Here is a 19,038-nt window from a genome sequence, read left to right as displayed (position 1 = left end):
CCCCGGTGCGTCCCGGCTCACCACCAGGACGAGTCGAGGCGCCCTTCGATGGCTCTGAGGTTGGCGCGGGCACAGTCGTCACAGAAGTAGTGGCGGCTGCCGTTCTCGACGGAGCAGATCCAGGTCGGCGGCGGTGTCCCACCCGGTGCCCGGGCGCCACAGCGAGCGCACGCTACGGGCCTGTCGGCCTCGGGGTCCAGCCGCGCGGATTCATGCGTCTTGCGGTCCACTCCCAGACGATATCCCCGTGAGCGGGCCCGGCGTGGGTGGCGCACCCGAACGGGGTGCGGGGCCGGTCCAAAAGGACCGGCCCCGCGGTGACTCACTGCATCACGGCCATGGCCAGGGCCCGGCGGGCACGCAGCGAGGCGCGCTCGGCGCGGCGCTGCATCCGGCGGGCGGCGGCCAGCCGCACGGCCCTCCGTTGGGACTCGGCCTCCCTCAGCCGGTCGTGCATATGAGCCCTGGCCAGGGCTTCTGGGATGAGTTGCATGGCGTGGTTCCTGTTCTGACGCGAGGCGGTCGCGCCGGTGCGTTCATGGGTGGTGCCGGGGGCGAATGGCTCGGAGGTGGGGTGCATCGTCGGGTCCTGCTTCTTCGGGTCGTGCGTCGAGGGGCGGTCGATGGTGCCGATGGCGGTCATGCGCTGACCGGGTTCTTGCGCGGACGGCCACGGGGCCGCTTGCGGGCGACGACCACACCCTGGACGAACAGCTCGCCACCCCAGACACCCCAGGGCTCGCGACGGTCCATGGCCCCGGCGAGGCAGGCGGCGCGCAGCGGGCAGGTCTGGCAGAGGGACTTGGCGTACTCGACGTCGGCCGGGGACTCGGCGAAGAAGACCTCCGGGTCATAGCTGCGGCAGGGCACCGGGACGCCGAGGTTCTCAATGGCCTCGTCGAGGTCGGTCAGGGCGGTCAGCGGGGTCAAGGTGTCCTCCGTGGGGACGGGCGGGGGGATCAGGTCGGTCGCTACGGACGGGGTGTGCGCCTTGAGTTGCACGGTGGTGTTTCCTCGTCTGTTGTTCCGGCTGGTGGCCGGGCTGGTTTCCCCCGGCTGGGGGGCAAACAAAAGGGCCGCGGATCCCGGTGTGGGTTCCGCGGCCCTGGAAGGTGCCGACCTGATCATGCCGATCAGGCTGGATCTCTCCAGGGTTCGAGCCCACGGAAGGCCCACGTCTTGGGAAGGTGGTGCGCTGCTGCGTTCAGGGATCCGGCGCCATTGGCGACCGCCGCGACGGCATAGGCCTGGTGCGCCTGTGCCTCAGCTGCTGCCCTTACCTCGGATCCCTTGGTCGGTCGCTGTTCCGGCCGGACCTGGGTGGCGCCGGACAGACCGGTGCCCTGGAAGGAGCCGAGGAAGCCGAGCATGGCGGCGGAGCCGATCTGGCGATCGGTCATTTTGTCGCTGGCCATAAAGCTGATCATTGTCTCCGCCTCCTCTCGGCGTCTCGGGGGACCGCTGTGACACGGTCCAAGTCTTCGGTTTCAGTACAGCACGGAATCAACGGAACCTGAAAGGCCCGTCGCTTCCCTGCTCGGAAGGCTATGGGCACTGCCTCCACACGCGCAAACTATTTTTCCGGAGTTTCTTGGGAGGTGTCCTGAGACACATCCGTCGAGCCCGGATCTTCGCCCGCGCACAGGGCGAGAACGTCGGCTCCGAACTTCCCGAGCTTCCGTCCTCCGACACCTGAGATGCTCGCGAGCTCCGCTTCGGTTCCCGGAACGGCCTCGGCGATCGCGAGGAGCGTCTTGTCGGTGAAGACGCAGAAGGCGGGCTGGCCCAGCAGGCGGGCCTGCTCGGCCCGCCAGTCGCGCAGCCGTTCGTGGAGCGCCTCGTCGAGCTCGCAGGGGCAGTCCTCACAGCGCATCAGTTTGATCTCGCCCGCGTCGGTCAGGGTCCGGCCGCAGACCCGGCACCGGGCGGAGCCGCGCCGTCTGCGCGCCCCGGCGCCCCGCTCGACGCCTCCTTGCCCGGCCGTGGCGGAGAAGGCCGGGCGGACGGCCGCAGAGCCCGGCCGCAGGCCGTTGAGGAAGCGGGTGGGCCGCCGGGAGGGCCGGCCGCCGGGTGTCCGGGACAGCGCCCAGGACAGCGACAGATGGGCCCGGGCCCGGGTGACGCCGACATAGAGCAGCCGGCGCTCCTCCTCCACCTGCTCGTCGGTCTTGGCGTAGGTGATCGGCATCATGCCCTCGGCGAGCCCCACCAGGAAGACGGCGTCCCACTCCAGACCCTTGGCGGCGTGGAGTGAGGCGAGCGTCACACCCTCCACCGTGGGCGCGTGCTGGGCGCTCGCCCGCTCGTCCAGCTCGGCGACCAGGTCGGCGAGGGTGGCCGCCGGGCGGGCCCGGACGAAGTCCTCGGAAAGGCGCACCAGGGCCGCCAGGGACTCCCAGCGCTCACGGACCGCCCCCGAGCCCGCCGGGGGCTCGGGCGTCCAGCCCCGCGTGCCGAGAACGGCGCGCACCTGGGAGGGCACGTCGTCGACACCGGCGAGCTGGGGGTCGGAGTGGCCGCCGGCGCGGGCCGCGCCCCGCAGCAGCAGCCCGGCCTCGCGCACCTCGGGGCGCTCGAAGAAGCGCTCGGCGCCGCGCAGCTGGTAGGGCACCCCGACGTCGGCGAGGGCCTGCTCGTAGATCTCGGACTGGGCGTTGACGCGGTAGAGGATCGCGATCTCGCTCGCGGGCACCCCGGAGTCCATCAGCTCCCGGACCCGGCGGGCGGTGCCCTCTGCCTCGGCGGGCTCATCCGCGTACTCCCCGTAGACCGGCTCGGGGCCGCGGTCGCGCTGGGAGACCAGCTCCAGCCGGTGCTCGGCGGCCCGGCCGCGGGCCTGGGCCAGCAGCCCGTTGGCCAGGTGGACCACCTGGGGGGTGGAGCGGTAGTCCCGGACGAGCTTGACGACGGTGGCGTGGGGATGCCGGACCCGGAAGTTCAGCAGGTGGTCGGGGGTGGCGCCGGTGAACGAATAGATCGTCTGGCTGGCGTCACCGACCACGCACAGAGTCTCGCGGTCGCCCAGCCACAGCTCGAGCAGCCGCTGCTGGAGCGGGCTGACGTCCTGGTACTCGTCGACCACGAAGTGCTGGTACTGGCGGCGGACGGTCTCGGCGATGTCGTGCCGGTCCTGGAGGACGCCCACGGTCAGCAGCAGCACGTCCTCGAAGTCGATCACGCCGCGCTCGCGCTTGAGCTGCTCGTACGTCCCGTAGACCAGGGCGATCTCGGCGGGGTCCCGGGGGGCCTCCCGGCCGGTCTTGGCGGCGACGGCCGGATAGTCCTCGGGAACGGTCTGAGTGACCTTCGCCCACTCGATCTCGGCCGTCACATCGCGCAGCTCATTGCGGTCGAGCCGGATCCGGCAGCGGGCCGCGGCCTCCGCCACCACCTGGACCTTGCGCTCCAGCAGCCGGGGCAGCTCGCCGCCCACGGCCTTGGGCCAGAAGTACTGGAGCTGGCGCAGGGCGGCCGAGTGGAACGTACGGGCCTGGACGCCGCCCGCGCCCAGCTGACGCAGCCGGCCGCGCATCTCGCCCGCCGCCCGGTTGGTGAAGGTGACGGCGAGCACACTCGAGGGCTGGAGCAGACCGGACCGGACGCCGTAGGCGATGCGGTGGGTGATCGCACGCGTCTTGCCCGTACCGGCGCCGGCCAGCACGCACACCGGACCGCTCAGGGCCGTGGCGACCTCGCGCTGCTCGGGGTCGAGCCCGTCGAGCACCGCGTCGGCCGAGTCCGGCACCTGGGGGAAGAGAGTGGAGTGCGTTGCTGCTGTCACCCCGCCATGCTGCCAGGTCCGGCGGGGCAACCGGGAATGTCGTCCACAGGCGGGGCAGGGCGGTCGTACTAATCCGGGGATGCGCCGGGAACGCTCAGGAACGCTCGGGAATGCTGCGCCCCAGGTGTGCGTTCTTCCTCCGGAATCTCCCCCGAGGAAGAAGGAGCGCGGGTCGCATGTCGAGCACCGTGACGATGTACAGCACCACCTGGTGCGGCTACTGCCGCCGTCTGAAGACCATGCTGGACCGCGAGGGCATCGCCTACAACGAGATCAACATCGAGCTCGACCCCGAGTCGGCCGCCTTCGTGGAGAAGGCCAACGGCGGGAACCAGACGGTCCCCACCGTGCTCTTCGCCGACGGCTCCACGCTCACCAACCCCTCGCTGGCGCAGGTCAAGGCGAAGATCAGCGCCTGATCCCCCGGTCTCCCGAGGCAAGGAGCCCCCGCCACGGCGGGGGCTTCCTCGCGCTCGGCACCTGCCCCGCCCTCGCCGGCGGCGCTTCCTACGGGAGCGGCTCGCCGTACCAGAGCTCGATCAGGCGGGCGGCGATGGAGATGCCGGTCGGGGGCAGGACCTCGCCGCTCTCGAACGCGGCTCGCAGCTCGTCGCGGGAGAACCAGCGCGCCTCGTGGATCTCCTCGCCGTCCACCTGGATGTCCGAGGACGTCGCCCGGGCCATGAAGCCCAGCATCAGGCTGGACGGGAACGGCCAGGGCTGGCTGGCGACGTACTCCACGTCGCCGACGACGACGCCCGCCTCCTCGGCGACCTCACGGCGCACCGCCTGCTCGATGGACTCCCCCGGCTCCACGAAGCCCGCGAGCGTCGAGAAACGGCCCTCCGGCCAGTGCATCTGGCGGCCCAGCAGCGCCCGGTCCTTCGCGTCCGTGACCAGCATGATCACGGCCGGGTCGGTACGGGGGTAGTGCTCGGCGCCGCAGGCCTGGCAGCGGCGGATGTGGCCCGCGGCCGCGATCACCGTACGCTCGCCGCAGCGCGAGCAGAAGCGGTGGAGGCGCTGCCAGTTCTCCAGGGCCACGGCGTGGACGAGCAGGCCCGCGTCGCGCGGGGACAGCAGCAGGCCGGCCTCCCGCAGGCCCGCCGGGCGCGCGGACTGGTCGATGCGGCCGGGCAGCGCGTCCTTCTGGAGCGCGAAGTAGGCCACGCCGTCCTCGTCCTTGCCGAGGAAGTAGCGGTGCGTCTCGGTGACCGGCGCCTCGAAGGCGGGCGTCATCACCAGTTCGGTGCGGCCGTCGGGGGTGTCGTCGATCAGCGCCTGACCGCCGGAGACCACGAAGACCCGCGTCGTGGGGTGGCTCCACGCCGCGGCGAGCCACGCCTCGTCCAGACGGTGGTGCGCGGCACGGTCGATGCCGCTCGCGCCGCTCAGTGCGACGTCGAGCGTATCGGGCCGGGTGGCGGTGAATTCGGTCCAGGTGGTCACGGCTGCTTCCAACTCCCCCTCTTGACAGTGTTTGTGCTTCTCGGGCACGGGCCCGCGCGGCGCCACTAGGCGCCGGCGCGGCCGGTGCCCGTGCCCGTGCGGGCCGTTTCGGCCAGGTCCCCCCACAGGTGGGCCGCGGTCTCCACGCCCTTCATGAGCAGGTCCAGCTCGACCTTCTCGTTCGGCGCGTGCCAGCCGTCCGACGGCACCGAGATGCCGAGGAACAGCACCGGGGCGCCCAGGACGTCCTGGAGGTCCGCCGCCGGGCCCGAGCCGCCCTCGCGCGTGAAACGGATCTTCTGGCCGAAGGCCTTGGCCATGGCCCGTACGACCGACTGGAGCGCCGGGTGGTCCAGCGGGGTCAGACAGGGGCGGGTCGAGCCGGTGAACGTGATCTCGTGCCGGATGCCGCCGCCCTGTGGGAGGCGGGCCGCCACCCAGTCGCGCACGGACTCCTGGACGCGGTCGGCGTCCTGGCCCGCGACCAGCCGGAAGGACAGCTTCAGCCGGGCCGACGACGGGACGATCGTCTTGCCGCCGGGGCCCTGGTAGCCACCGCCGATGCCGTTGACCTCCGCCGTGGGGCGCGCCCACACGCGTTCCAGTGTGGTGTAGCCCGCCTCGCCGAGGGTGCCGTGCGAGTGCGCGGCACGCAGCCAGCGCTTCTCGTCGAACGGCAGCTCGGCGATCAGCTCGCGCTCCTGGTCGGTCAGCTCCACGACCCCGTCGTAGAACCCCGGGATCGTCACCCTGCGGTCCTCGTCGTGGAGGGCGGCCGCCAGGCGGGCGGCCTCCGTGGCCGGGTTGGGCACGGCGCCGCCGAAGGAACCGGAGTGGATGTCCTGGTCCGGGCCGTACAGGTCGATCTGGCACTCGGCCAGGCCGCGCATGCCCGTGCACACCGTCGGGGTGTCCTCCGACCACATGCCCGTGTCCGAGACGATCACGGCGTCGCAGGCGAGCCGGTCGGCGTGCGCGGCGATCAGCGCGGGGAAGTTCGGCGAGCCCGACTCCTCCTCGCCCTCGATGATCAGCTTGAGGTTGACGGCCGGGGCGGTACGGCCGGTGGCCGCCAGGTGGGCGCGGACGCCCAGGGTGTGGAAGAACACCTGGCCCTTGTCGTCGGCCGCGCCGCGCGCGTACAGCCGGCCGTCGATCGTCGTCGGCACGAACGGGTCCGTGTGCCAGCCGTCCTCGCGGGCGGCGGGCTGGACGTCGTGGTGGCCGTAGACCAGGACCGTGGGGGCGTCCGCCACGCCGGAGGGCCACTCCGCGAACACGGCGGGGGCGCCGTCGCCGCCGCCCGTCTCCCAGAGCTCCGCCGTCGGGAAGCCCGTCTCCTTGAGCTTCGCCACCAGCCACTCGGCGCTGCGGCGCACATCGCCCGCGTTGGCCGGGTCGGCCGACACGGAAGGGATGCGCAGCCACTCGGCCAGGTCGGCGAGGAAGGCGGCGCGGTGCTCGTCGATGTACGCGCGGACGGCGTTGTCCGGGGCATTGCTCATGCCATCGAGCCTATCCGGACACGCGGGGCGACCAGGACCGGGTTTCCTCACACGTCCTCCCCCAGGAGGATCCGTTCCAGCCCGGCGCGGTCCGGCAGGTCCGGCGGGATCGCCTTCTCGCCGTCGCGGATGTACACGAAAGCGGCCGTCACGGAGGAGAGCGGCAGTCCGTGCTGCTCCGCCCAGGCCAGACGGTAGATCGCCAGCTGGAGGGGGTCGGCGGTCTGCGCGCGGGCGGTTTTCCAGTCGACGATCTCGTAGCGGTCGCCGCCGGCGTCGTTCGTGTTCCGTTCGCGGTACACCGCGTCAATGCGGCCCCGGATCGTGCGGCCCGCGAGGGTGAGCTGGAAGGGGGCCTCCACCCGGTACGGGGTGCGGCGCGCGTACGGGGTGCGCTGGAAGGCCTCCTTGAGCTCGGCCAGGTCCCGCTCGTCGGCGATCTCGCCCGGGTCGACGCCCCCCGGGAGCTCCTCCGGGCCCAGGAAGGGCAGCGGGAGGGCCTCGAAGCGGGACTCCAGCCAGGCGTGGAAGCGGGTGCCCCGGCGGGCGGCGGGCTGGGGGCGGCGCGGCATGGGGCGCGCGAGGTCGCTCGCGAAACCGTCGGGGTCGGCGGCCAGGTGCATCAGCTGGGTGGCGGTCAGGCTGGACGGCAGCAGCACGTCGTGGACCTTGGCGCGGGTGCGCCGGAGCTCGCCGGCGAGGGCGTTCAGGTCGCGGTCCCAGGAGGCGACGGCGCGGGTCTCCTCCGGGGGGAGCGATTGCGTAGTGGGGCCGGCGGAGCCCTCCTCCAGGTCCTTCAGGTGCGCCAGGACCGCCCCGGCCGCCTCTCGGCGGCGGGCCAGGGAAGCCCCGTCCAGGGGCAGGGGCCAGGCGTGGTCCGTCTCCTGGTGGAGTGCCGGGTTCTCGGCGTCCTCGGCCGGGGCGTCCGCCCAGGTCTCGATCTCGCCGTGGCCCGCCTCGCAGTGGGCGCGGAGGGCCTCCAGGAACTCCGACGGGCCGCGCGTCCGCTTCTGGTTCGGGCCCCACCAGTGGCCGGAGCCCAGGAGGAGGCTGCGGGGGCGGGTGAAGGTGACGTAGCCCAGCCGCAGTTCCTCGGTGTGCTGGTGGGCCTTCATCGCGCCCTTGAAGGCCGTCAGGCCCTTGGCGGTCCAGTCGGTGACGTCGGGGAGGGTGTCGGTGTCGCCGCGCAGGGCGTGCGGGAGGACCTTGGGCTGGGACGTCCAGGAGTCGCGGGACTGCTCGCTGGGGAAGGTCTTCGCCACCAGGCCCGGGACCGCCACCACGTCCCACTCCAGGCCCTTGGACTTGTGCGCGGTGAGGATCTTGACGGTGTCCTCGCCGCCGGGCAGGGAGTTGTCGAGACCCTTCTCGTACTGCGCGGCCGTGCGCAGGAAGCCGAGGAAGGCGACCAGGGTGACCTCGCCGTCCAGGGCGGCGAAGCCGGCGGCGACGTCCATGAACTGGGTGAGGGTCTCGCGGCGGCGGGCCGCCAGCGCGTGCGGGGAGGCCGACAGCTCGACCTCCAGGCCCGTGGTGGCCAGGACACGGTGGAGGACGTCCATCAGCGGGTCGCCGAGGCTGCGGCGCAGGTCGCGGAGCTCGGCCGCCAGGCGGGCGAAGCGGACGCGGGCCTCGGCGGAGAAGGGCAGGTCGTCGCCGGGGTCGGCCGACAGGAAGGTGTCCAGGGCGTCGGCCAGGGACGTCGTCTCCGTGGGGTCCACGCCCTCCACGGCCTCGGCGAGGCGGCGGTCCGGGTCCGCGCCGGTGGGGCCGTAGGGCACGAGCGTACGGGCGCGGCGGCCCAGCAGGGCCAGGTCCCGGGGGCCGACGCGCCAGCGGGGGCCCGTCAGCAGGCGGACCAGGGAGGCGTTGGCGGTGGGGTCGTGGAGGACCTCGCAGACCGCGACCAGGTCGGCGATCTCGGGCAGGTGGAGCAGCCCCGAGAGGCCGACGACCTCGACGGGGACGTCGCGCCGGACGAGGGCGCCCTGGATCTCGGCGAAGTCGGTGGCCGTGCGGCACAGGACGGCGATGTCGCCCGGGCGGGTGCCGGTGCGGACGAGGTGGGCGAGGGAGTCCGCGAGCCAGTCGAGCTCCTCGGCGTGGGTGGGCAGCAGGGCGCAGCGGACGACGCCGTCGCGCTCGGCGCCCGGGGCCGGGCGCAGGGCCTCGACGCCCTCGTGGCGCTCGCGGAGGGGGGCCGCCAGGGTGTTGGCGAGGTCCAGGAGGCGGCCGCCGCTGCGGCGGTTCTCGCTGAGGGAGTAGCGCCGGGCGGGCTGCCCGTCGGTGTGCGGGAAGTGCTGCGGGAAGTCGTCGAGGTTGGCCACGGAGGCGCCGCGCCAGCCGTAGATGGCCTGGCAGGGGTCGCCGACGGCGGTCACCGCGTGGCCCGTGCCGGCGCCGAAGAGGCCGGCCAGCAGCAGTCGCTGGGCGACGGACGTGTCCTGGTACTCGTCGAGGAGGACGACCTTGAACTGCTCGCGGAGGACGCGGCCCACCTCGGGCCGGGTGCGGGCCAGCTCGGCGGAGCGGGCGATCTGGTCGCCGAAGTCGAGGAGGTCGCGGGAGCGCTTCTCCCGGCGGTACGCCTCGACGAGTTCCAGGAGCTCCAGGCGGGCGCGCGCCGTCTCGGGGATCTTGCGCAGGTCAGCGTTGGTGAGCCGGGCGCCGGCGAGGGTCTCCAGGAGTTCGCGGTCGTACGCCCGTAGGCCCTTCGGCTCGACCAGGTGCTCCGCGAGTTCGCCGTCGAGGGCCAGCAGGTCGGTGACCAGGTCGGCGAAGGGGCGGGTGAGGGCCGGGTACGGGCCCGGGGAGGAGCGCAGGACGCGGGCGGCGAGCTGGAAGCGGGTGGCGTCGGCGAGGAGGCGGGAGGTGGGCTCCAGGCCGATGCGCAGGCCGTGTTCCTTGAGGAGCTGGCCGGCGAAGGCGTGGTAGGTGGAGATCCGGGGCTCGCCGCCGGTCTCCTTCTCTGAAGGCTCCGTGTCGACACCGGCCCGGCCGAGGGCCTTGCGGACGCGCTCGGCGAGCTCGCCCGCCGCCTTGTTGGTGAACGTCAGGCCGAGGACCTCCTCGGGCGCGACCTGCCCGGTGCCGACCAGCCAGACGACGCGCGCGGCCATGACCGTGGTCTTGCCGGACCCGGCTCCGGCCACGATGACCTGCGGGGCGAGCGGCGCGGTGATACAGGCCGTCTGCTCCGGGGTGAAGGGGATGCCGAGGAGCTCCTTGAGCTGCTCGGGATCGGTCAGGCGCGGGGTCACGCCGGTAACGCTAGAGGGAGCCACTGACATCTCACTCCACGATCTGCCGGCCCTCGGGCCGGGCACTGCACGAGGCGCGGAACGAGCAGTGGGCGCACTGCTGGCCGGGACGGGGGGTGAAACGTTCCTCGAGGACCCGGCCCGCGGCCTCGGCGAGCAGATCGCCGACCCATTCGCCGTCGAGGGGCTCCTGCGCCTGGACCTTGGGGAGGGTCTCCCCGCCGTCCTTCTTGGCCGCTCCCTGGCGCAGGTGGACGAGTTCGGCGCCGCCGGGCCGGGGCCGGACGCCGCCGAAGGCGTTGTCCACGGCACCCTCGGCGACGGCGAGCTGGTAGACGGCGAGCTGGGGGTGGCGTTCGACGTCCTTGGCGGAGGGCGCGCTCTTGCCGGTCTTGAAGTCGACGACGTACGCGCGGCCCTGGGCGTCCTGCTCGACGCGGTCCATGGAGCCGCGGACGCGCACCTGGTACTGCTGGGCCTTGAGGGTGACGTCGAAGGGGTGCTCGGTGGCGACGGCGTCGCGGGCGCGCTCCATCACGTGCCAGCGCAGGAAGCGCTCCAGGGCGGCGCGGGCCTGCTCCATCTCCTGCCGCGACTTCCAGGGGGCGTCGAAGGCCAGGGACTCCCAGACGGTCTCCAGCCGCTCCATCAGCACGGCGAGGTCGGCCGGGGTGCGGCCGGAGGCGACCTCGTCGGCGAGGACGTGGACGACGTTGCCGAAGCCCTGGGCGGCGGTGGCGGGGGCGTCCGCCTTCACCTCGCGGCCCAGGAACCACTGGAGGGAGCAGCCGTCCTCGGTGAGCTGGCCGAGGGCGGAGCCGGACAGCGCGACGGGCCGCCCCGGGTCGCGCAGCGGCACCTCGTTGTGGGTGGGCTCGTCCAGGCCCCACCAGCGGTAGGGGTGCGCGGCGGGGACGAGCGGCTGGCCCTCCTCGTCGCGCAGGGCGGCGAGCCGGGCGAGCCGTTCGGCGGCGGCGGCCCGCAGGGCGTCGGAGGCGGCGGGGTCGACGGTGGTGGCGCGCAGCTCGGCGACGAGCGCGGCGACGGCCAGGGGGCGGCGCGGGCGCTGGGTGACGTCGACGGGCTCGGTGCCCAGCTCGGCCAGGAAGCGGGAGGGCTGGTCGCCGTCCTCGGCGGCCGCCTTGACCGCCGTGACCACGAGCCGGTCGCGGGCGCGGGTGGCGGCCACGTAGAACAGCCGGCGCTCCTCGGCGAGGAGGGCGCCCGCGCCCAGCGGCTCGGCGATGCCGTCGCGGCCGATGCGGTCGGCCTCCAGGAGCGAGCCGCGGCGCCGCAGGTCGGGCCAGAGGCCTTCCTGGACGCCCGCGACGACGACGAGCCGCCACTCCAGGCCCTTGGAGCGGTGCGCGGTCATCAGCCGTACGGCGTCGGGGCGCACGGCCCTGCGGGTGAGGGTGTCGGCGGCGATGTCCTGGGCGTCCAGCTCGTCGAGGAGGTTCAGGGCGCCGCGGCCGCCGGTGCGCTCCTCGGCGCGGGCGGCGGTCTCGAAGAGGGCGCAGACGGCGTCGAGGTCGCGGTCGGCGTTGCGGCCGGCCGGGCCGCCGCGGTGTGCGGCGCGGCGCAGCCGGGTGGGCCAGGGGGTGCCGTCCCAGAGGTGCCAGAGGGCTTCCTCGGCCGTGCCGCCGCGTGCCAGGAGGGCGCGCGCGCCTGCCAGGAGGGCGCCCAGGCGCTGGGCGGGGCGCGCGTACGACGGGTCGTGCGCGACCAGGCGGGCGGGCTCGGCGAGGGCTTCGGCGATGAGGGTGTCCGAGGGGCGCGGCATGCCCTCGCCCGCCGCGCGTTCCTCCTCGCGGAGGGCGCGGCCGAGACGGCGGAGGTCTGCGGCATCCATGCCGCCCAGGGGCGATGAGAGGAGGTGCAGCGCCGTCTCCGGCGTGAGCCAGTTCCGCGCCTCCGGCGCGGTATCTCCCACCCGCCCAACCGTTGCGGCATCCGTCATGGGCGCCGTTGTGGCCGAGGCGGTCGACTCCGCCACCGCCCGCAACGCCGTCAGCAGCGGCGCCACCGCCGGTTCGTGGCGCAGGGGGATGTCGTCGCCGTCGACCTCGATGGGGACGCCCGCCGAGGTCAGGGCGCGGCGCAGGGACGGTATCGAGCGGGAGCCCGCGCGGACGAGGACGGCCATGTCCTGCCAGGGGACGCCGTCCTCCAGGTGGGCGCGGCGGAGGATGTCGGCGATGTTGTCGAGCTCGGCGCCCGCCGTCGGGTAGGTGTACGCCTCCACCCGCCCCCCGTCCCGTACGGCCGCGAGCTCGCGGTGGGCCCGTACGGCGGCGGCCGGCAGCCGGGTCAGCGGCATCCGGTGGGTGAGCAGCCGGGTGGCGGCGAGCAGGGCGGCGCCGGAGCGGCGCGAGGCGGTGAGGACCGCGACCGGGGCGGGCGTGCCGTCGGTACGCGGGAAGTCGTGCGGGAATTCGAGGATGCCGCCGACGTCCGCGCCCCGGAAGGCGTAGATGGACTGGTCGGGGTCGCCGAAGGCGATCAGGGTCCGGCCGCCGCCCGCCAGCGCGCGCAGCAGCCGCGCCTGGGAGGCGTCGGTGTCCTGGTACTCGTCGACGAAGACCGCGTCGTAGCTCCGGCCCAGCTCTGCCGCGACCTCGGGGCGCCCGGCGAGGAGGACGGCGCGGTGGACGAGCTCGGCGTAGTCGAGGACGCCGCGCGCGTCGAGGACGTCCAGGTACTCGGCGAGGAAGGAGGCGGCCGCGCGCCAGTCGGGGCGGCCCGCGCGGCGGGCGAAGGCGTCGAGCTCGCCGGGGCCCAGGCCCAGCTCCCGGCTGCGGGCGAGGACGGCGCGCATCTCGTCGGCGAAGCCGCGGGTGGTCAGGCAGGCGCGCAGTTCGTCGGGCCAGCGGACCCGGCCGCGGCCCTCCTTGCCCAGCTCCAGCTCGCCCTCCAGCAGCTCGCGCACCATGACGTCCTGCTCCGGGCCGGACAGCAGCCGGGTGGGCTCGACGAACAGCTCGACGTCCTGGTGGGCGCGCACCAGCGCGTAGCAGTAGGAGTGGAAGGTGGTGGCCTGCGGGCCCTGGGCGCCGCCGAGGCGGGCCGTCATCCGGTCGCGCAGTTCGACGGCGGCCTTGCGGCTGAAGGTCAGCACGAGGATCCGCGCGGGGTCGGTACCCCGCCGTACCCGTTCGGCCACCGCCTCGACGAGCGTGGTCGTCTTGCCCGTGCCCGGACCGGCGAGCACCAGCAGCGGTCCCCGCCCGTGGTCAACCACCGCGCGCTGGCACGCGTCCAGCTCAGGAGGGACGACCGGGCCCGGCGGCGTGCGCACGAGGCGGTACGCGCCAGTGGCGGGCCGCTGGTGGGACGACGAGGAGCTCACGTGTGTTGCCGGTCCTGAGGGGGGAGGTACGGGTGGTCGGTCGGCCGGGACGCGTCACGGCGAGAAGGGCGACCCCCGACGCTACGCCAGGAGACCCGTGTGGCGCAGTGCGTCCCAAGAGCCTCCGTCCCTCTTCGGTGATCTCATCCGTTCGGGTAACGCCTTGCGGTCACGGGCCGGGGCGCGGCCCGGCGGCGGCGGTCCTCGGGCCGTCAGGTGTGCGGAGTCACATCCGCACCGCCGTCCCAGCGGGCGCGGGTCATGACGAGCCGGGGCATCCGGCCGTCGGCCGCGCGGCCCGGCTCCCGCAGCGGGGTGCCCTCGGCGCGGTAGTGGGCCAGGGCCTCCCGCTCATGGCCCGGCAGCAGCACCCCGTCCGCCCGGACGACACGCCACCAGGGCACGGCCCCGCCGTAGAGGGCCATGACGCGGCCGACCTGCCGGGGGCCGCCCTCTTCGAGCCATTCGGCGACGTCTCCGTAGGTCATCACCCGGCCCGCCGGAATCAGCTCGGCGACGGCCAGCACCCGTTCCGCGTACTCGGGAAGCTCGTCCATCCGGTGCATACTGCCGCATCGCACCCCGGACGGGCCGTCCCGACCAGCGGAACCAGGCCGTCCGCAAGATCACCCAGAGTGCGTCATCGCACTACAGGGCGTACGATCCGGAGTCCGCGCCCCCCGAAATGCACCCTGATACCCCCTTGCCCGGCCGGGCCATGCCACCATCTTCCGGGCGGTGACTGGTGATACGAGACCGAGAAGAGACCGACAAGCAGCAGGGCGCGCAGCCTCCGGACGAGGCCCGCGCCCGCGACGTGCTGCCCTGCGACAGGGACCGCGGCGCGTATCCGTGCGAGGACGGTGAGGGCCACATCGACAAGGTCTCCGGCGACGAGCCGCTGCTCCCCGCCCGTGTCCACCGCCCGGCCGACCTGGTCCGGCTCTTCCTGGGCATCGTGGGCATCGCCCTCGTGCTCGCGCTCGCCGCCTTCGCCCACGCCACCACCTCCGGCCTGGCGCAGGACATCAGCGCGAGCACCGGCAAGGCGCCCCATCTGCTGGCCAGCTTCGCCGGGCTCACGGCGAACATCGCGGTCTTCATCGTCCCGGTGGCCTTCGCCATCGAACGGCTGATCAAACGCGACGGGCTGCGCATCGCCGACGGCGTCCTGGCCGCCGTGCTGGCCCACGGCGTGTCCCTGGCCACCGACCTGTGGGTGGCCGAGTCGGCACCCGAATCCATCCGCGCGGCGCTCACCCAGCGCGCCCCCGGCGGCGGCTTCACCGACCCGGTGCACGGCTATCTCGCGCCCGTGATCGCCTATATGACGGCCGTCGGCATGTCCCGGCGGCCGCGCTGGCGCGTGGCCATGTGGGCCGTACTCCTCCTGGACGCCTTCGCGGTGCTGGTCAACGGCTACACCACGCCGTTCTCCATCGCCATCACCGTCCTGATCGGCTGGACCGTCGCCTACGCCACCCTCTACGCCGTCGGCTCCCCCAACGTCCGCCCCACCGGCCAGCACCTCCTCGCCGGGCTGCGGCGCGTCGGCTTCCGGCCGGAGACCGCGCTGCGCGCCGAGGACAACGAGACCGCCGAGCAGCACCCCGACCGGGGCCGCCGCTACATCGTCACCATGGAGGACGGGCCACCCCTCGACGTCACCGTCGTCGACCGCGAGCAACAGGCCCAGGGCTTCTTCTACCGCGTCTGGCAGCGCCTGGCCCTGCGCGGGATCACCCAGCGCCGCAGCCTCCAGTCGCTGCGCCAGGCCCTCGAACAGGAGGCGCTGCTCGCCTACGCGGCCATCGCCGCCGGCGCGAACGCGCCCAAGCTCATCGCCACCTCCGAGCTGGGCCCGGACGCCGTGATGCTCATCTACGAGCACATCGGCGGCCGTCCCCTGGTCTCCGTCCCCACCGAGGAGATCACCGACGAGCTGATGCGGGGCGCCTGGCACCAGCTCAAGGCGCTCCAGTCACGCCGTATCGCCCACCGCAGACTCGACGGCGACGCCCTTCTGGTGGATCGTTCCGGCAATGTGGTCCTCACGGACCTGCGCGGCGGCGAGATCGCGGCCGGCGACCTGGTGCTCCGCATGGACGTCGCCCAGCTCCTCGTCACCCTCGGCCTGCGGGTCGGCGCCGAGCGGGCGGTGGCCACGGCCGTGGAGGTCCTCGGCCCGGACGCCGTCGCCGACAGCCTCCCGCTCCTCCAGCCCCTCGCCCTCACCCGCGTCAACCGCGCGACCCTGCGGCAGCTCGCCCGCGAGCGGGCGCAGCGCGAACGGGACCGGGTGCTGGAGAACGCCCGCCTCGCCAAGGAGACCCGGGACGCCACCCGCGCCGCCGAGGCCGAGCCCGCCGACGCCAGCCGCAAGGCGCTCAAGGCCGAGCGCCAGGCGGAGAAGAAGGCGATCGACGAGGCCATCGAGGAGGCCCGCGAGGAGGACCTGCTCGCCCAGATCCGCCGCCAGGTCCTGCTCATCCGGCCGCAGGCGCCGATAGAGCCGGTCCGCCTGGAGCGCATCAAGCCCCGGACGCTGATCAGCTTCGCCGCGGGCGCGATCGCCGCGTACTTCCTGCTGTCCCAGCTCACGCACATCAAGTTCGGCGATCTCGTCGACAAGGCCAACTGGGCGTGGGTCGCGATGGCCGTGGCCTTCCAGGCGCTGACCTACGTGGCCGCCGCGATGAGCCTCCTCGGCTTCGTACCGGAGAAGGTGACCTTCGGCCGGACGGTCCTGGCGCAGGTCGCGGGCTCGTTCGTGAAGATCGTCGCCCCGGCCGCGGTGGGCGGCGTGGCCCTGAACACCCGCTTCCTCCAGCGGGCGGGCATCCGCCCGGGCCTGGCCGTGGCGAGCGTCGGCGCGTCCCAGCTCTTCAGCCTGGCCTGCCACATCATGCTGCTGCTGTCCTTCGGCTATGTGACCGGCACGGAACGCAGCTCCTCCCTGGGCCCCTCCCGGACCGTGATCGGCGGCCTGCTGACGGCCGCGGTCCTGGTGCTGGTGGTCGCCGCGATCCCGGTGCTGCGGAAGTTCGTCTCGACCCGGGTGCGGTCGCTGTTCGCGGGCGTCGTGCCGCGCATGCTGGACGTGCTCCAGCGGCCGCAGAAGCTCTGCTTCGGCATCGGCGGAATGCTGCTGCTGACGGCGACGAACGTGATGTGCCTGGACGCGTCGATCCGGGCTTTCGGGGGCGACCTCAGCTACGCGAGCATCGCGGTCGTCTTCCTCACCGCCAACGCACTGGGGTCGGCGGCGCCGACGCCGGGTGGCGTGGGAGCGGTGGAGTTCGCGCTCACGGGTGCGCTGACCTTCGCGGGGCTGCCGGCGGAGCAGGCGGCTCCCGCCGTGCTGCTGTTCCGTCTCATGACGCTGTGGCTGCCGGTGCTGCCGGGGTGGGCGTCGTTCAGTCACCTGACGCGGAAGGGTGCGATCTAGGGGGCTTGCGGGGCGCCGCCCCGGACCCCGCTCCTCAAACGCCGGAGGGGCTGCAGGCCAAGCCTTGCAGATGCGAGCTGAATCGACATACCGTGCCGCACATGCGGTCGTACACCATCGGGCAGGCAGCCCGCCTCCTGAGCGTCAGTCCCGACACCGTCCGCCGCTGGGCCGACGCGGGCAGGATCCCCACCCGTCGTGACGAGGCCGGCAAGCGGATCGTCGAGGGCCCTGATCTGGCCGCCTTCTCCGTGAGCCTCGCCGCCGAGGCGAACGAGAGCGACGACGAGCCGCACACCAGCGCGCGCAACGCCTTCCCGGGGATCATCACCGCCGTGAAGCTCGGCGACGTGGCCGCGCAGGTGGAGATCCAGGCCGGGCCGCACCGGCTGGTCTCCCTCCTCACCCGCGAGGCCGTGGAGGAATTGGGCCTGGCCGTGGGCATGGAGGCCGTGGCCCGGGTGAAGGCCACCAACGTGCACATCGACCGCGCCTGACCAGGAGAGACAATGCCCCGCACCCTCGCACGCACGGCCCTGGCGGCAGCGCTTCTCCTCCCCCTGGCCACGGCCTGCGGCGGCAGCGGCGACAAGAGCGACGACGCCAAGCAGCAGACCACCCTCACGGTGCTCGCCGCCGCCTCCCTCACGGACGTCTTCAAGGAAGCCAAGGCCGTCTACGAGAAGGAGCACCCCGGCACCAAGGTGAACTTCTCCTTCGCCGGCTCCCAGGAGCTCGCCGCCCAGGTGCGCCAGGGCGCGCCCGCCGACGCGCTGGTGACGGCCGACGCCAAGACGATGGACGGCCTCGCCCAGCAGACGAACGCCCCCACCACCATCGCGAAGAACCGCCTGACGATCGCCACGGCCCCCGGCAACCCCCAGAAGGTCCAGGGCCTCTCCGACCTCTCCCGGTCCGGCCTCAAGGTGGTCCTGGCCGCCCCCGAGGTGCCCGCGGGCCGCTACAGCAAGAAGGTCCTCGACCAGCAGCACGTCGACGTCAAGCCGGTCTCCCAGGAGCCCAGCGTCCGCGCCGTGCTGAGCAAGGTCACGCTGGGCGAGGCGGACGCGGGCATCGTGTACGTCACGGACGCCACCGCCGCCAAGGGCAAGGTCGCGACCGTCACCATCCCCGACGCCCAGAACGCCGTGGCCGCCTACCCCGCCGCGACCCTAAAGGGCTCGAAGCACACCAAGGAGTCGGCCGACTTCGTGAAGTGGCTCAGCTCGTCCGAGGCCCGGAAGCTCCTCCGCGAGGCGGGCTTCCAGCAGCCATGAGGGCCCGCACGCCCCTGACCCTGGCGATCCCCTCCGCCCTCGCCGTCGGCTTCCTGTTCCTCCCCCTGGCGGGCGTCCTCACCCGCACGCCATGGGGCACCCTCCCGTCCCGGCTCACCTCCGGCGAGGTCACCCAGGCCCTCACCCTGAGCCTCACGGTCTCGGCGTACTCCCTGGCGCTCTCCCTCGCCCTCGGGGTGCCCCTCGCCTGGCTGCTGGCCCGGGTGGACTTCCCGGGCAAAGCGCTCGTCCGCTCCCTGGTGATGCTCCCGATGGTCCTGCCGCCGACCGTCGCGGGCGTGGCCCTCCTCCAGGGCTACGGCCGCCGGGGCGTCCTGGGGGCCTGGCTGGACGAATGGTTCGGCGTCACGATCCCCTTCACGACCACGGCGGCGGTCGTGGCGTCGACCTTCGTGGCCATGCCCTTCCTGGTGATCAGCCTGGAGGGCGCGCTCAGCGGCCTCCACCCCCGCTACGAGGAGACGGCGACGTCCCTGGGAGCGTCGCCGTTGAGGACCTTCCGCACGATCACCCTCCCCATGATCGCGCCGGGCCTCTTCGCCGGAGCGGCGCTCTGCTGGGCGCGCGCGCTGGGCGAGTTCGGGGCGACGATCACGTTCGCGGGCAACCTCCCCGGCATCACCCAGACGCTCCCCCTCCAGGTCTACCTGCTCCTCCAGGACGACCCGGAAGGAGCAACGGCGGTCAGCCTTCTCCTCCTCGCCATCGCGACAGCGGTCCTCCTCACCCTCCGGGGCCGCTGGCCGCAGACGCCGACGACGGGAGGGCGGGGCCGGGGCGGGGAGGGCCCGGCAAGGGACGTAAAGCGTGATTTGCGGCCAAGTGCGGAGTGCCCAGAACCGAGTACGGCAACGGCCGTAAATCATGCAGTCCCCGAGGGCCCTCCCCGACCCGGCCGCGCCCTGAGCGCCCCCGACCCGGTGGCCCTCCACACCACCCGCCGGACTC

The 19,038-nt window shown here is 73.5% G+C and carries 15 protein-coding genes; 5 read left to right on the top strand and 10 right to left on the bottom strand.

What is annotated here, in order from left to right; all coding sequences use genetic code 11:
- Positions 1 to 17 precede the first annotated feature (17 nt).
- From RM609_RS28195 to RM609_RS28175, 5 genes are all read right to left on the bottom strand, one after another.
- A complete protein-coding gene (locus RM609_RS28195) occupies positions 18 to 230 on the bottom strand; it encodes a hypothetical protein (RefSeq protein ID WP_311614405.1) in 213 nt (70 codons plus the stop codon).
- Between the two features lie 92 nt (positions 231 to 322).
- Entirely contained in the window at positions 323 to 643 is a 321-nt protein-coding gene (locus RM609_RS28190; protein ID WP_311614404.1) for a putative WhiB-interacting protein, read from the bottom strand.
- Positions 640 to 1,002 (bottom strand): WhiB family transcriptional regulator, encoded by a 363-nt coding sequence (locus RM609_RS28185; protein WP_311614403.1) that lies wholly within the window; start codon positions 1,000 to 1,002, stop codon positions 640 to 642. Before RM609_RS28185 ends, RM609_RS28190 begins: the two co-directional genes overlap by 4 nt.
- Positions 1,003 to 1,133: 131 nt before the next feature.
- Positions 1,134 to 1,427 (bottom strand): hypothetical protein, encoded by a 294-nt coding sequence (locus tag RM609_RS28180; RefSeq protein ID WP_311614402.1) that lies wholly within the window; start codon positions 1,425 to 1,427, stop codon positions 1,134 to 1,136.
- A 146-nt stretch (positions 1,428 to 1,573) separates the two neighbouring features.
- On the bottom strand, positions 1,574 to 3,781 hold the full coding sequence (locus RM609_RS28175; protein WP_311614401.1) for an ATP-dependent DNA helicase UvrD2: 2,208 nt from the start codon (positions 3,779 to 3,781) through the stop codon (positions 1,574 to 1,576).
- 176 nt (positions 3,782 to 3,957) lie between these two features.
- Here RM609_RS28175 and RM609_RS28170 point away from each other — a divergent pair, with 176 nt between their 5' ends.
- Entirely contained in the window at positions 3,958 to 4,200 is a 243-nt protein-coding gene (locus tag RM609_RS28170) for a mycoredoxin (RefSeq protein WP_311614400.1), read from the top strand.
- Between the two features lie 88 nt (positions 4,201 to 4,288).
- Here the strand turns inward: RM609_RS28170 and nudC are convergent, their stop codons facing one another.
- From nudC to RM609_RS28145, 5 genes are all read right to left on the bottom strand, one after another.
- Positions 4,289 to 5,230 carry an NAD(+) diphosphatase gene (gene nudC, locus RM609_RS28165; RefSeq protein WP_311614399.1) on the bottom strand — a complete coding sequence of 314 codons (942 nt, stop codon included), beginning with the start codon at positions 5,228 to 5,230 and terminating at the stop codon, positions 4,289 to 4,291.
- 65 nt (positions 5,231 to 5,295) lie between these two features.
- Positions 5,296 to 6,735: a dipeptidase gene (locus tag RM609_RS28160; protein ID WP_311614398.1), complete on the bottom strand. Its 1,440-nt coding sequence runs from the start codon at positions 6,733 to 6,735 to the stop codon at positions 5,296 to 5,298.
- 47 nt (positions 6,736 to 6,782) lie between these two features.
- Positions 6,783 to 9,995, bottom strand: coding sequence for an ATP-dependent helicase (locus tag RM609_RS28155; protein WP_311614397.1), 3,213 nt, complete (start codon positions 9,993 to 9,995; stop codon positions 6,783 to 6,785).
- Positions 9,996 to 10,026: 31 nt separating this feature from the next.
- Entirely contained in the window at positions 10,027 to 13,344 is a 3,318-nt protein-coding gene (locus RM609_RS28150) for an ATP-dependent helicase (RefSeq protein WP_311614396.1), read from the bottom strand.
- A 212-nt stretch (positions 13,345 to 13,556) separates the two neighbouring features.
- Entirely contained in the window at positions 13,557 to 13,901 is a 345-nt protein-coding gene (locus tag RM609_RS28145) for an MGMT family protein (protein ID WP_311614395.1), read from the bottom strand.
- Between the two features lie 263 nt (positions 13,902 to 14,164).
- Here RM609_RS28145 and RM609_RS28140 point away from each other — a divergent pair, with 263 nt between their 5' ends.
- The 4 genes from RM609_RS28140 to RM609_RS28125 form a co-directional block, all read left to right on the top strand.
- Positions 14,165 to 16,792 (top strand): flippase-like domain-containing protein, encoded by a 2,628-nt coding sequence (locus RM609_RS28140; RefSeq protein WP_438828558.1) that lies wholly within the window; start codon positions 14,165 to 14,167, stop codon positions 16,790 to 16,792.
- A 101-nt stretch (positions 16,793 to 16,893) separates the two neighbouring features.
- Entirely contained in the window at positions 16,894 to 17,289 is a 396-nt protein-coding gene (locus tag RM609_RS28135) for a TOBE domain-containing protein (protein WP_126915918.1), read from the top strand.
- Between the two features lie 12 nt (positions 17,290 to 17,301).
- The gene (gene modA, locus RM609_RS28130) at positions 17,302 to 18,069 is read left to right on the top strand and encodes a molybdate ABC transporter substrate-binding protein (protein ID WP_311614393.1); all 768 of its coding nucleotides are present in this window, start codon (positions 17,302 to 17,304) and stop codon (positions 18,067 to 18,069) included.
- The coding region (locus RM609_RS28125; RefSeq protein WP_311614392.1) for an ABC transporter permease at positions 18,066 to 19,038 on the top strand (973 nt) is incomplete at its 3' end. The genes modA and RM609_RS28125, both read left to right, overlap by 4 nt.

Origin of the sequence: Streptomyces hesseae, assembly GCF_031845785.1 — a bacterium.
Classification (GTDB): Bacteria; Actinomycetota; Actinomycetes; order Streptomycetales; family Streptomycetaceae; genus Streptomyces; species Streptomyces hesseae.
The sequence above is the reverse complement of the archived record's forward strand: the minus strand, read 5'-3'. Positions and strand labels throughout refer to the sequence as shown.